Source organism: Phocaeicola faecicola (assembly GCF_013618865.1).
Taxonomy (GTDB): domain Bacteria; phylum Bacteroidota; class Bacteroidia; order Bacteroidales; family Bacteroidaceae; genus Phocaeicola; species Phocaeicola faecicola.
In genome coordinates this window covers 1-14,069 of the sequence record NZ_JABSOE010000049.1, presented here as the reverse complement: position 1 = coordinate 14,069, position 14,069 = coordinate 1, and the positions used below count along the sequence as shown (strand labels likewise).

Sequence of the window (14,069 nt, the reverse complement as noted above, 5' to 3'; positions counted from 1 at the left end):
CGTATCTTCGTAACCGATTAAAAACAAACGTGTATGATAATAACTAACCGTGAAGAAGTAATAGATAAAGCGTTCGGCGTATTTGTCAGGATGAACTACGAGAAAGCAAGCATCATCACGCTTGCCAAAGCCTGCGGGGTGACAAAAACGGGTATCGTTTATTATTTTCCGCACAAGCTGGATTTATTCATGGCTGTGGCGGACAAATACGTGTTGCAAATGCACGAACCGGAAAACAAGTTTGCCGCTCCTGCCGATACGTTGGCGGAGTTCATCGGGCAATACGTGGCGGGGGTAGCCGCTTCCATGAAAAGGATTGTTGAACTGATAGGTGATAATAGTAGCCCGCATGATTGTAGTCCTAACTTCTACTACTTTCACTTTCTGTCACAAGTGCGCATGTACTATCCGGGCATCAGGCAGAAAATTGAGAAAATCTACCGACAAGACTATGACCTATGGGAGAAAGTCATACAGAAGGCAAAAGAAAGCGGGGAAATCAGGAGCAACACGGACGTGAAGAAAACGGCTATCATGTTCCGGCAAATGTTTTTAGGACTGTCATACGAACAAGCATTTCTAAACGGTTTGAACGTGGACGAACTGGCAGAAAATTTTCGCCATATCTATTCGCTGCTTAAAGCCTGATACTCTTTTGTTTTTTTAACCTCTATTATTTTTGAACAGATGTTCAAAAAGTGATATTTTTATCTTATCTTTGGAGCGAAGCAAAATTCAGCGACATGGATAAGGTTCAGAAACAGAGAGGAAGCATCGTTCTGTACAAGGAAGAAAGAAACGGTGCGGACTACATACGAATAGAGTATGTAAACAGTCAGGCTGTCGCCCTGCTGCTCGCCCAAGATACGGACGTGGAAAAGGCAGGCAACAGTTCTGCCTACATGCCTGCCACCGCTTTTAAGCTGCCGGATTTCTACGACCGCTATTCGCCCCACGCCTATATTGATTACAGCCGGGTTTATGTGCGGCATCCAAAACCCAAAAGGGAATACACACTGCCGAAAGGCTACCTCGAACTGCTGGAACAGAAGCGGTACAGCCTTTCCACCATAAAAGCCTATAAAATCTATTTCAGCGACTTCATGGAATACCACAAGGGGCAAGACCTTGACCTGCTGACGGTCGAGGACATAAACAGCTATATGCTCCACATGGTAAAGGAAAAGCACATATCCGCCACCCAGCAGAATATGCGTATCAACGCTATCAAGTTCTATTACGAGAAAGTCCGGAAAGGCAAGCGGCAATATTATGGCGGGATAGCCCGTGCAAAAGAGTACAAGGCATTGCCCGAAGTATTAAGCCGGGAAGAAATGAAAAGCATCTTCGCACAGTTATCCAATCGGAAACACAGGTGCATGATTTCTCTCATTTACTCTGCCGGGCTACGTCGAAGCGAACTTCTGAACCTGACAGCCCAAGACATCATCAGCGAACGGATGCTAATCAGGATTGCCGGGAAAGGCAAGAAGTGCAGGTATTCCCTACTGTCGGAAAAGCTGCTCAACGAACTAAGGGATTACTACTGGGAATACAGACCGCAAAAATGGCTTTTTGAGGGCGAACAGGCAGGCGAACAATACTCACCCAGCGCATTGGTTAAGATCTTGAAAGAAGCAGCAAGGAAAGCCGGAATAAAGCATCGGGTACACCTGCACTGCTTTAGGCATTACATCTTTTCTTATTCATTGAAAATAAGAAACTTACAAGTTCTATTTTTTAGACAGGTAACGATTTAGAAACGAGTAGACTTCTTCAAGTTGCCAGATTTTGCATAAATGAAAGAACGTTTACTTTAGGTTTCAAAGATATGAAATTTCTCAATCATAAAAAATAGTATGAAGAGAAAAATTTCATGAAGGAATAATACAATCTCCATTTTATTTGCGTTATTATATTGTTATAAAAATATTTGAAGTTGTGTTTTGTATTCAAATTACGTAATTCTACTACGAAAATACGTACTATAATTTCATATATTGATTTTTATTCCTATCTTTGCATCATATGACAGATAAATTCAACGAATATGATAGCAGAATTCACCATTGAAAATTTTTTCTCGATAAAGTCTCCACAAAAGATAAGCTTTGAACCTTCATCAGATAACTTTATGTCTGACGAATATTCGTATGAAGTTAAGGATGGGGTAAGATTGTTGAAATTGGGCATCATCTATGGTGCAAATGCTTCCGGAAAAACCAATATCTTGAATGCTGTGGAATTTTTCAGAATGCTTGTTCTTAGGATGCCCAAAGACCGAAATGAGAAAACCGGGGTCGTTCCTTTTATGCTGGATGACACATCAAGGAATGAAAGGACGAAGATGTCTATGGTATTCTATATTAATAAGTCGAAGTATATCCTTACTTTTGAATTGGACGCAAAATATATCTATTCTGAGACATTGGTTGTTTACGATTCCATCCGTCCTACCAAATTGTACAGTCGTAGTTATGATGCAACTACAGATTCCACAACAATAGATTTCGGCGTAAATCTGAAAATGCCACGGAAGAGTCAGGATGTGATTTCCGGCAACACGATCAATAATTGCAGTGTACTTGCCGCATTTGGCAAAAGTAATGTGGAGCGTACCAGGTTGAACGATGTGTACGATTACTTTGCCAAACAGGTAAAAGATGTATTGGCTCCTGGCATGCTACTTTCGGGATATGTAAAATCACGATTGGATAAAGATGAAACAGGCGATTTGAAGAAGTTCATTTTAAATTTCTTGAAAGCATCTGATTTTAACATAGAAGATGTCGTATTGCATGAAGAGGAAGAATTGATTACCCCTGAATTGGAGCAATTGATTCAAAATGCCCCTATTGATAATGAGGCAAAAGCTGAAATGCTTAGAAAAGGAAAAATCACAAATGCAGAATTGACATTCAAGCATAAGGTTGGCGACAAACTATACGATTTGTCTGAAGAATATGAATCCAATGGTACAATGAGATTTTTGGGAATGGCCGTAATTCTGAATTTCTTGTTGAAGACCAACCGGTTTGTGCTTATTGACGAAGTCGAGACAAGCATCCACTATGAATTGCTGGCTTATTTTATAAAAGTATTTTTAGCGAACAGTGAAGGAACATCCCAAATGTTGTTGACAACACACGACATCAATCTTCTTAATGAGGATTTCATTCGACGTGATACGATATGGTTTACCGACAAAGATGAATATGGCGAGACCAAAATAGTACGTCTTTCATCTTTAGGCTTACACAAGAATCTTTCCCCGTATAATGCTTACAAGCAGGGAAAATTAGTAAAGTTGCCGTTTTTAGGTAGCCAGTATATTAACCTAAATGACTAATGATATGGGGCGGACAGTAACAAAAAGTATCGCCATCATAGGCGAGGGAGAAACCGAGTGGTTCTATTTTGATTCATTGAGGGTAGCATGTCGTTATCCTTTCAAGGTTGCGCCTGATTTTCCGCAGCATAGTGACATCAATCATATTCTAAAATTGGTAAAATCTTATTTAAATAAGCAATATGATTATATCGTATGCCTTTTTGATATGGATAGGCTGTATCAATATCCTTCCGAAATGCAACTATACCAACGATCAAAGAAAGAGTATAACAAGAAGAAATATGCCGGAAAGGTTATGTTCATAGAAACGAATCCATGTACGGAATTTTGGTTCTTGCTCCACTTTCTATCCAATGTAGTTTGTCGGCGATATGAAAGTTACGACCAACTGCTTCCTGAATTGCAGAAATACATGCCGGGATATGAAAAGACAAAGCGATATTTCATACGTACCAACCTCTATAAAAGTTGTGCCAACTCTGTAAAGAATCGCCGGAGGATTTGAAAGCGTACTCTGAAATTCATAAAATTATAAAACTACTAAATGGTGAATTGTAATGGACAAAATTTATTTATATAAAACTGCTGTAAAGTCTGTTTCATATGATGAAACTCATTGGTATATAAACGATGAACCGCAACCTCAAAATGATGGCGATGGAATCGCTGAATTTAAGTCAAACGCAAGAGCTGAGTCTTTCCGTATCATAGCGAATGATATCATCCGTTACACAAGTCATTTTAAAAATGTCGCCGTTTTGACGGCAGCAGGAACATCTATGGAAAATGGAGAAAATGGAGGAAAAACAAGAACAGAACTATGGGATAGCTATAAGGAAGAAATAGAAGCAATAGGGGAAGTCCTTATGGCAACAGAAGGGTGCTTAAAAGAAAAATGTTCTTCGATAATTCAATCTAAAAATATAGAGGATTTTTTATCATTCACAATCCTATATGAAAAATTGAATGGAGAAATAAAAGATAAAAATGGAGACTCTTTAAGGAATAAATTGGAGAAGAAAATTGCAGACGCTTGTCGGCTGAAATTAGATGTAACAAACAAGCACCATCAAGACTTTATTAGGAAGGTGACTGCTCGTAAACCTTCGGAACCACGAGTACAGTTATATACAACAAACTATGACACACTGTTTGAACAAGCTGCGCAAAAAATGAATTTTACAATAATTGACGGATTTTCATTTTCTTATCCTCGTATATTCAATGGAGCTAATTTTAACCATGATATTGTATTTAGAGAACATACAAGGATTAAACAGGAAGAAAGTTTTATTCCTAATGTAATACAATTATTTAAGTTACACGGGAGCATAGATTGGGAAAAAGTAGGTGATAATATATACCAAAAAGAAAGTACAGAACATCCTTGTATTATCTATCCGGCAAGTGAAAAGTATGAAAGTAGTTACGAGCAACCTTATTTTGAAATGATGTCCCATTTGCAAACTACATTGCGAAAAGAGGGGACATTATTGATAGTTGCCGGCTTTGGATTTCAAGATAAACATATACAGAATGCAATAAAAGAAGCTGTATTTCAAAACCCTAATTTTCACTTGCTCATAGTATGCTATGGAACGAAAAAAATAACAACAGGAGAAGACCCTGCAAAAGAAGAATGGATTGATAGTGGGATAACCCATCAGTTAGTACCAGAATATGTTTCTGAAGATGGAAAAGTTATGCCTAATGTTACAGTCATTTTTTCTAAATTCAAAGCTTTTGTAGAGAATTATCCGTACAACGACTCATATAATATTAACTTACCAAATCAAGATGAAACCATTTGATCATAATAAATTTATAGGATATATTTGCGAAGTAACTCCTCAATATGTGCGTATGCAAATCCCTTCAGCCCGACTTTTACACTCCTTTTATTTTGATGGAGAAATATATTTTGGTGGATCTGTTGGAAGTTTTGTTGTTATTGAAGGTCAAGAATATGGATTTCTTGGTCGAATTTTTGAGCAAAGTCTTCCTCAAGGTGAAAGAGCGGAAATAACGGATAAAAACATTAACGAAAAAGACACGATGTTTCATCCGATAGCAAAAATAGAACTGCTTGCTTTATTTGATGTATATAAGCCGGAAGTGATTAATAAAACTGTATCTCGGTACCCATCTGTCGGAGCCAAAGTCTATTCTTGCTCTGATGAACAAATGGGACTGTATATTGCAAAATTTGGCATTAAAAAAGATGACATTGATGTTCCTTTAGCTCCCTTGGGAAAGTTAACTTCAAATGATTCATTATGCAATATCTCTTTAAATTCGTTATTTGGTCGTCATTGTGCAGTGCTGGGAACTACAGGAGGTGGGAAAAGCTGGACAATAGCAAAATTATTAGAACTTATTTCTTCTAAAACTTCCAATAAATGTATTCTTATTGATGCGACTGGTGAATATAATTGTATTAGCGACAATATGGAAAGCATTGAATTGGGAACTGGCGAATTTATTTTTGATTACAAGAATCTGTCTATTGACGAGTTATATTATTTATTGCATCCTTCTTCAAAAACGCAAGTCCCTAAATTAATGGAAGCCATTAGATCACTAAAAATGGTTGCAATTGATGATAATTCTGAATTATCCCTATATTATAAAACAGATAATACTGGAAAGCAAATTAAGGGTAATATTGTAAAAGCAGGTAAAGAAAAGAGAACATTTGAAGTATTCTATTATAAACATATAGTTGAAATTGAAGATAAATTCTGCAATTTTGATTTTAATATGCTAGCTTCCCAAATAACAAATGAATGTATCTGGGATACTGATAGAAGTAATTCTACTTTATATGGCGGACGAAACGATACAGACGTGTCAAATTGTATAAGTCTTATATCTCGAGTAAACAATGTAATGTCCACCTCCGAATATAATAAGATTTTCGGATTTAGAAGAGCATCTATACAGGGTGCTAAAGATTTGAAACTTGGAATTGAAGAATTTTTAAAAGGCGACAAGAGTATATTAAGGTTGGATTTCTCTAAAGTAAGTTTTGACTACCAAGTTAGAGAAATCCTTGTAAATGCTATTGGTAGTTATTTATTAAATAACGCAAGAAAAGGCATCTACAAAGAAAAACCAATAGTCGTTTTTGTTGATGAGGCTCATCAATTTCTAAACAAGAGTATTGCTGACGAATACTTTTCGGCTAAACCTCTTGATGCATTTGAACAAATATCAAAAGAAGCCCGTAAATACGGTTTGTTTTTATGTATTGCTACCCAAATGCCTCGTGATATACCATTAGGGACATTAAGCCAAATGGGAACATTTCTAGTTCATAGGTTAATTAATGAGCAAGATAAAAAAGCAGTTGAAAGTGCCGCATCTGCAGCAAATAAAAATATTCTCTCTTTCCTTCCTATCTTGGGAGAAGGTGAAGCTTTAATTGTTGGAGTTGATTTTCCAATGCCCCTTATTGTGAAAATCAATGCTCCAACAAAGAAACCAGATTCAAGAACCCCTAAGCTTACAAAACGATAAAATTAAAGTCTTAATATTGGCAAAGTGCTGACTATATCTACCGCTTGACAAGAGAGCATAATTACTGATAGGAGCAGGTCAAGGATATAACGAGGTTGTTCGTGTTCTCGTGACCAGGCGTTGGGATTATTTTTGATTTGGGATGCTTTGTCGATTGTGACGGCATAGCGTTCCATTACCCACTCAATAGCAGATTTACCATTAACGATGTATTCGTATGCTTTGAGCGGGATGTCCTCAATGGTTATATGAGCATTATAGATGATACGGGTCTTATCAGTAACGAGCTTTCCGTTTTTGTCACGAACTTTGGCAAACCTCATTTTATCAACGGCAAAGTATTGGTAGGTTTCATCCGTCCAGTCATTTTGCCAAATATCCATATCGCCATTCACTTCTACGCCACAAGTCCTATGAGCAGACATAGGCATTGCTGCGAAAAACAGATAATTTCCATCTTGCCCAATAGCCTGCTCGTTTATGTTTTGTTCGTAATTTAGATGCAGGTCGGCAAGTTCTTTGCCTGCTTTATAAAAGGCCATAAAGTCCTGCACATTATCCACAATGGGGATACGAGGCAAGGATTTCTTCAAGTCATCGGCAAAGCGTTTACGATATTGTGAAGAATGAAGTAGTCCATACACATAGTAGAAAATGTGTTCCTTGGTAATAGCGCGTGATCCTCCGAAACGATTACGGACTTCTTTCAAAATCCAGTCTGTTATACCATCGCGACGAATATAACGGTTGGTTTTTGCATCATCGAATAGTGTACCTTGCGGATTTTTGTTTTCTTCGTACCAATATAAAGGGAAACATTGGCTGTTGAACAAAAGCTGATAATCTGATAATATATCGGAAATAAAACATGAAAAATTTTTATCACCAATTCCTTTAACGCAGATAATAAGATTATCTGATTGAAACACTGTAGACTGAATGCCTGGACGTTCTATTAAATCCTTTCCATAATATATATATTGCCTACAGAATGGACGGTACATTCCTATTTCTAACTTTTGGGGGACATATGCTATCTCTTGACCTTTCATTGCTTTTAAACGTAACCCTGCAGTCCAACTGATTTTTGTTGGGTCATTAGTAATTTCATCTATAGGATATTTAATCTCTGAATTGTAATTACATACAAGCCTTTTAATATTATTCGTTGCCTTACATAAAGAAAAATTGTAAACCCAGCAATCTCTGCCAGTAGCGATATTTGGCCCATTTATAATAAAAATTGAATGGGAGTCCTTATTTAGTTTCTTTTCAGGAGCTAGTGGAATCAAACTATCGAAAACACCGTCACGCTGATTTATCCAATCAGCCTTATCGTTAGGTTTGATAATTTGCCAATCTAACTTCTGCGAGGAAATAGAACGGAAATCTTTTACCATTTTGAGTTTTTGCTCACGGGTAAGATAGTCGCCAATATCGTGATAATAGATGGTTGCCTTTTGTCCTTTCTTAGCCGGATTTTTGATAAGGAATGTGATTGCAATTGGAGTTCGCGAACCACTGCCAAAGATTTTACCACCTTCTTTGCGTGACAACTCACCAGAAGTGCGTTGATTTCCACGCAAATTCAATACATAAATGGACGTAAATTCTTCCTCAAGGCTGCGGCGCATTCCGTCTTGGCCTGTACCATCAAGCCATGCCCCATTACTTATAAAAGCTACCACTCCGCCTGCATCCTTTGGAATACGGTCTGATGCCCAACGGAATGCCTTGACATAACTATCATAGAGGGATTTGCTCAATGTAGCAGAACTTTTTGCTGCGTATGTTTCTGAGACACGGTTATCAAGATAAGGATATGATAAATTTTGCGCATTGTCATTGGCTGACTTCTGCCCAATAGAATACGGCGGATTCCCTACGATCACCCTCACGTGTGTAGCCATCTGTTTCTTTACTCGCTTGGAATTGTCCTGGAAGAACTCTGTGAAAAGCTCGTTATGCTTTTTCTCTGCCAACTGGAAGGTGTCCGTCAGGCAGATTCCGCTATATGGCAGGTAAGTTTTTCGATGTGTTATTTCATGGAATACCGATTCTATGTTCACTTCCGCGATATAATAGGCCAGCAACACGATTTCATTGCAATGGATTTCGTTCAGATACTTGCGTTCCATATCCTCCGGGCGGATAAGACCGGACTGCAACAACCGTGTAATGAACGTGCCTGTGCCCACATACGGGTCAAGGATATGTACATTCTGTGCGGTCAGCGAAGTGTTGAACTCCGCCTTGAGAATATCATCCACAGAGCGGATGATGAAATCTACACACTCTACGGGCGTATAAACAATGCCCAATTTTTCCACTGTGAGCGGGAATGCGCCCTTAAAGAATTTCTCATATAAGTTCTTGATGATGGTCTGTTTGCCCTCCAAATTATCAATGCCGCCAACATTCATGCGTACCGATTTGTAGAATTTATCCAATACCTCGGTATCCTTATCGAAAGCCTGCTCTTTCAAGAGGTCAATCATCCGTTGCATGGAACGGCTTACGGAATTATTATTCACGAATTGATAATCAGAGAACAAGGCATCAAAAACCGGACGGGTTATCATATGCTGCGCCAACATCTCAATGGCCTGTGCTGCATCCACTGACGGATTCAAGTCGCGCTGCAAGCCCTTGAGGTATTCGTTGAATGCCTTTTTGTGTACTCCAGACTGAATAAGTTTGGATATGCGCTCAATGAATTTATGGGCGATAAGTCCGATTTCCTTTGCCCAGTTTTCCCAATAAAGGCGGTCGCCGCACTTTTCCACGAGCTTGGCATACATGCCGTCCTGTAACTCACCGAAACGAAGCTCCAACTGGCGGGCAATTTCCGCGTTTTCCATCTGCCGCGCTTCTTCTGTCCCTTCATTAAAATCAAGTCCTGGCCGGCCAATGGTGACGGATGGTGTATAGGTCTGCTTGTTTGGCTTCTGTTTATTGAGTGCGATTTTTTCAACAGTCGCCTGAAAACGGTCATCATGTGAACGGAGTGCATTCAGGATGTTCCACACCACATCAAAGGTTTTGCTGTTATCAAGTGCATCCTCAGCCGAAACATCAGACGGCACTACAATAGGGATAATGATATATCCGTATTTCTTCTCATCGGGCTGTCCCTTGTGGAAAGTACGCATCACACGACCTACCGACTGCACTACATCAACTTGCGAATTACGAGCAGAAAGGAATAATACGGCATCAAGCGACGGAACATCCACTCCTTCAGACAAACAGCGTACGTTGGTCACTACACGGCACTCGCGTTCATTTTCCGGTTCTTCTGCCAACCATTGAAGAATTCCATTGCGCTCTTGTGAGTTCATAGAGCCGTCAATATGTTTTGCGGTTATCGAAACGGTATGCGAAAGACTCTCCGCATCCAGATTTTTGTCGTACTTTTCCGATATTTGCGGCAGTACGGAAGCCACATATTTGGATGCGATGCCCGCCCTGCTTGCGCTCTTGTCAATGGAAGAACAGAACGCCACAGCACGGCGCATCATGTTTGGGTCGGTATCCCATGTGCGATGGTCATCACCCTGTATCATCTTTGAGAGGCCGTTGATTACACCGATAAGTTTGGACGTATCATCAAAATTCAGTTCGGTGGTCGTATCGGTGATGTCTCGCTTAATGTTATCGGGCACATCGTTTTCACCGACGGTAAGGACAAGCACCTTGTAATCGGTCAACAGCCCGTTCTGTACGGCATAGGAGAAATTTACACGGTAGAACTCTTTTCCATAAAGTGCTTCGTCGTCCATTGAACAGAGGATGCAATCCTTTTCAGAAGCCTTTACTTTGGCCGATTCACCATACAGGCGCGGCGTGGCGGTCATGTACAACCGTTTTCGACCTTTCACATTGTCATTTGAATGTATTTTAGTGAAATTGCTCTCGTCCTTATCAGACAGTTTTACACTTGTAGTGCGGTGTGCCTCGTCGCAGATAATGAAGTCGAACACACCATATTCGCCGTTTGTTTCGGAAAGTATCTCCTGTTGTGCCTCTGACACGGCATCAATGGACTGGTAGGTGGAAAACACTACCACCAGTCCGTCATGGCTGCGGTACTTCTTCAGTTGCGAGGCGATGGACTTCGGATTAGTAGATGCCGGCACGGCAAGGTCTACCACACTGTCATCTGCATCATCATATTTGTTTTTCTGTATCTTACGTGAAGCCTTGGAATCCGAACAGATGCAGACCGCCTTTATGGGTTTTCCCGCATCAGCTGACCATGCGTTGAGTGACTGCCCCAGCAGGGCGATGGACGGAACCATGAACAACACCAGCCCCTTGCCATTCAACAACTGTTCGGCGATAAGCAACGAGGTATAGGTTTTTCCTGTACCACAGGCCATAATGAGCTTACCACGGTCGTTTCCCTCTGTAATATAATGCGTATATGCCTTGGAGATGGCATCAAGTTGATGCTTGCGCGGTTTTTTGCCTTCTACGAGTGCAGAGTTTCCCGTAAGACCATCCAACAGCTTTTGCCAATCCACTGGGGATGAATTCAGGTCGGCCATGCCGACACGTGTCACTGGCGGTTCCTGATTACGGATGGCTTCCTCGGCATTGCTCCCCCAATGACTGGTAGTAGAAATCCATACGCGATTGGAGAAACGGGTTGTTTGAAATGTAACCTCATTTGTAAATGTGCGGCTGGAGGTGGCAAGGAACGAATCCACGGCAGGCTTGTCTATTGTGGCATCCTCGGCATAACACTTGCACTGGATGGCCCAATAGTCGCCCATTTCTGTCTTTGCCACAAGGTCTATACCTGTGTCTGTACCTCCGAAATCCTTACGTCCCGGAAACTCCTCCCATAGCCAGACTTTTTCCAACTCGTTGTAACGTGGGTCTGTCAGCAACCATGAGCGCATCAGTCGCTCGAACTTTGTACCTTTCTCCTTTTCCGTGAATGATTCGGTACGGAATTTATGCAGTATCTCCTTGAAATTCATCTCTTGATAAGAGATAAATGCAAGTAAAATCACATTTGAAAATCAGTATGTTCTGTACCTATGAGAATTTGATTGGCTCAACAGGCGGATAGTTTTAATACAATTTATGGCATTATCAACAAGTTGTTTATGCTTATTCTTCAGTATTTTGTGTACCTTTGCATCATAACTATAACTCTTATCAAGAGATTCGGCTTTTTACTAAACAATTTTCATGCCTGTCCTGTTATAAGTCTTTCAGAATAAGTCCGTTCGCCTTATCCACCACATTCGTGTCAAGCGAAGCAAGATAGATGCGTGTCGTTTCTTCTGAATCGTGCCCCATACCTTCACTAATGACTGCAAGAGGGATATTTTTGCTTTTAGCGATACTTGCCCAGGCATGTCTTGCACAGTACATACTCAACGGATGAGTCAAACCGACTAAACGAGCTATCTCTTTCAATGCAATATTTACACGAGAGATGGCATTTCTGTACTGTATCCGTTCATCGGTACATCGGGTGATTATTGGCAATAGATATTGCATGTCAGAATAACTTTCATACTTATTTACAATCTCTCCCATACACTTTTCCCATTTAACGGTGAGTTGCCGGCTAGTTTTTTTTCTCCTGTATGTCAGAATACCATTTTTCAAATCCGATTTTCTCAGATATGCCATATCAACAAATGACATTCCACGGGTGTAGAACGAAAAAAGGAACATATCCCTTGCATAATCAAGATGCGGCTTCAATGTCAGATCAAGTTCCTTGATATATTTGATGACTTTTAGAGGAACAGCACGTTTCACTGTCTTGTCAATGCCTGTATAAACATGTCTAAACGGGTACTTCTGTTCAATCAGTTCTTTTTCCACGGCACGGTTATACACGGCACGCAAAATACGCATATAAAATGAAACTGTGTTGGGACAGATTTCTTTGCTTTTCAGCCATGCCTCATATAGCATCATCATATCGCTATCAATTTCACAAAGAAGGATATCTTGTCCATAGCGAAACTTCATGAAACTGTTCAATGCCGCTGTATAAGTTTCTGATGTCCGTATTTTGTTCAATAATTCTAATTGTTTGATGATGCCCTGCATAAAATTAAAAAATGACTGTTCATCCACCCTGTTTTGAAAGGCAACTATAATATCATTCGCTGTATATGTACTTTTTCGGTTATCCAGTTGGTGGATAATCATGTCCAGCCGTTTCAGGTCCCATTCCATGCGTTCCTGCAAGGAAAGGAGCAGATTGCTTCGCTCCGAACGACCGACAAAGATACAGCTTCCGGCTTCGTTCCATTCATCCGTAAATATCCGGTAATCCGTCTTTAGCTGACGGATTACACGGTTCTGGATAATCTGATAATAGATGGTTCCTTCCTTTCCCTTTATGGTGGAAGGTCTGAATTTCACTTTCACACTGGCCATAGGCTTAATTTTTAGGTTTGTCCGTAATTGACTTGTCCTTGATGGACTTCGCCTTGCTGTTCAGTTCTCTCGCGGCCTGTTCTTTCAGCCGTGCCTGCTCGGTCAGGGTGGCCTGTCTCCGTACCGCCTCCTCGTAGGCTTCCACGTCCTCACGCATCTGCCTGATCCGTTCGGTATCCCGCTTCGGTCCAAAGAGGTTTTCAAGGTCTACAAGCTGTTCGGGAGTAGCCTCTCCTTTCATCTTGACATAACGGAACTTCAGATCATTATCAGCCTGTGCATTGTCAGTTCTCACCGAAAAATAGAGAGCCACGGACAGGGCCATGATTGCTGCGAACATCACGGAAAAACTCCCAAGGATGTACGGGGATTCCAAGCTCAGGCTGAAATGATGATTGATGTTACTTGTCTTGACGGCATTCTTTCTGATTGTATCATTGGTCTCACAAAACAGGGTTTCCACTTTCTCCTGGTTTTGCCGCTGTTCATTATGCATTTCCGACAAGACCTGTCCAAGTCTTTCCTGTGACGAGTTTTTCCTGTTCATGGAAACCAGATCGTTCTTGATGGCGGCAAGACCTTCGTACACGAGAGCCAACAATTTGCGAAATGTCTCATGGCCATTCCGGATTTCATTCAGCGCGGACTCATCCTGTGTCACTAGTGTCTCTTAATAATTGTAAAAAGACTCGTTAATTATTTGATTTACAATATTTGTTTTCAAAAAATGCTTGTCGCATATTTGAATCAGTTACCTTAGGGGCTGGGCCAAATTGCGATAGCT

Annotated in this window: 7 protein-coding genes and 2 pseudogenes; 6 read left to right on the top strand and 3 right to left on the bottom strand. The window is 40.4% G+C overall.

What is annotated here, in order from left to right; genetic code table 11:
- The first annotated feature begins 33 nt into the window (after nt 1-33).
- The 6 genes and pseudogenes from H3001_RS13245 (at nt 34) to H3001_RS13220 (ending at nt 6,871) form a co-directional block, all read left to right on the top strand.
- Nucleotides 34-648, top strand: a complete 615-nt coding sequence (locus tag H3001_RS13245) for a TetR/AcrR family transcriptional regulator (RefSeq protein ID WP_005924132.1) — start codon at nt 34-36, stop codon at nt 646-648.
- Nucleotides 649-743: 95 nt separating this feature from the next.
- A pseudogene (locus H3001_RS13240) lies at nt 744-1,736 on the top strand (tyrosine-type recombinase/integrase); the annotation flags it as partial.
- Between the two features lie 314 nt (nt 1,737-2,050).
- Nucleotides 2,051-3,349 (top strand): AAA family ATPase, encoded by a 1,299-nt coding sequence (locus tag H3001_RS13235; protein WP_181215188.1) that lies wholly within the window; start codon nt 2,051-2,053, stop codon nt 3,347-3,349.
- Nucleotides 3,350-3,353: 4 nt separating this feature from the next.
- Nucleotides 3,354-3,910 (top strand): annotated as a pseudogene (locus H3001_RS13230) (RloB family protein).
- Nucleotides 3,910-5,163, top strand: coding sequence for an SIR2 family protein (locus tag H3001_RS13225; protein ID WP_022383375.1), 1,254 nt, complete (start codon nt 3,910-3,912; stop codon nt 5,161-5,163). Before H3001_RS13230 ends, H3001_RS13225 begins: the two are co-directional and overlap by 1 nt.
- Complete coding sequence (locus H3001_RS13220; protein WP_181215187.1) at nt 5,150-6,871, top strand: ATP-binding protein; 1,722 nt, start codon at nt 5,150-5,152, stop codon at nt 6,869-6,871. The genes H3001_RS13225 and H3001_RS13220 overlap by 14 nt, the downstream gene beginning before the upstream one ends.
- A gap of 2 nt (nt 6,872-6,873) precedes the next feature.
- On the opposite strand, the gene H3001_RS13215 is transcribed toward H3001_RS13220, so the two are convergent.
- From H3001_RS13215 to H3001_RS13205, 3 genes are all read right to left on the bottom strand, one after another.
- Nucleotides 6,874-11,859, bottom strand: a complete 4,986-nt coding sequence (locus H3001_RS13215; RefSeq protein ID WP_181215193.1) for a DEAD/DEAH box helicase — start codon at nt 11,857-11,859, stop codon at nt 6,874-6,876.
- Nucleotides 11,860-12,085: 226 nt separating this feature from the next.
- Nucleotides 12,086-13,285 (bottom strand): tyrosine-type recombinase/integrase, encoded by a 1,200-nt coding sequence (locus tag H3001_RS13210; RefSeq protein WP_181215186.1) that lies wholly within the window; start codon nt 13,283-13,285, stop codon nt 12,086-12,088.
- A gap of 4 nt (nt 13,286-13,289) precedes the next feature.
- The gene (locus H3001_RS13205) at nt 13,290-13,946 is read right to left on the bottom strand and encodes a hypothetical protein (RefSeq protein ID WP_317170777.1); all 657 of its coding nucleotides are present in this window, start codon (nt 13,944-13,946) and stop codon (nt 13,290-13,292) included.
- Nucleotides 13,947-14,069 lie beyond the last annotated feature (123 nt).

Coding starts and splice junctions, on each gene's coding strand:
- H3001_RS13245 (WP_005924132.1), top strand. CDS start 34: ATGATAATAACTAACCGTGAAGAAGTAATAGATAAAGCGTTCGGCGTA.
- H3001_RS13235 (WP_181215188.1), top strand. CDS start 2,051: ATGATAGCAGAATTCACCATTGAAAATTTTTTCTCGATAAAGTCTCCA.
- H3001_RS13225 (WP_022383375.1), top strand. CDS start 3,910: ATGGACAAAATTTATTTATATAAAACTGCTGTAAAGTCTGTTTCATAT.
- H3001_RS13220 (WP_181215187.1), top strand. CDS start 5,150: ATGAAACCATTTGATCATAATAAATTTATAGGATATATTTGCGAAGTA.
- H3001_RS13215 (WP_181215193.1), bottom strand. CDS start 11,859: ATGAATTTCAAGGAGATACTGCATAAATTCCGTACCGAATCATTCACG.
- H3001_RS13210 (WP_181215186.1), bottom strand. CDS start 13,285: ATGGCCAGTGTGAAAGTGAAATTCAGACCTTCCACCATAAAGGGAAAG.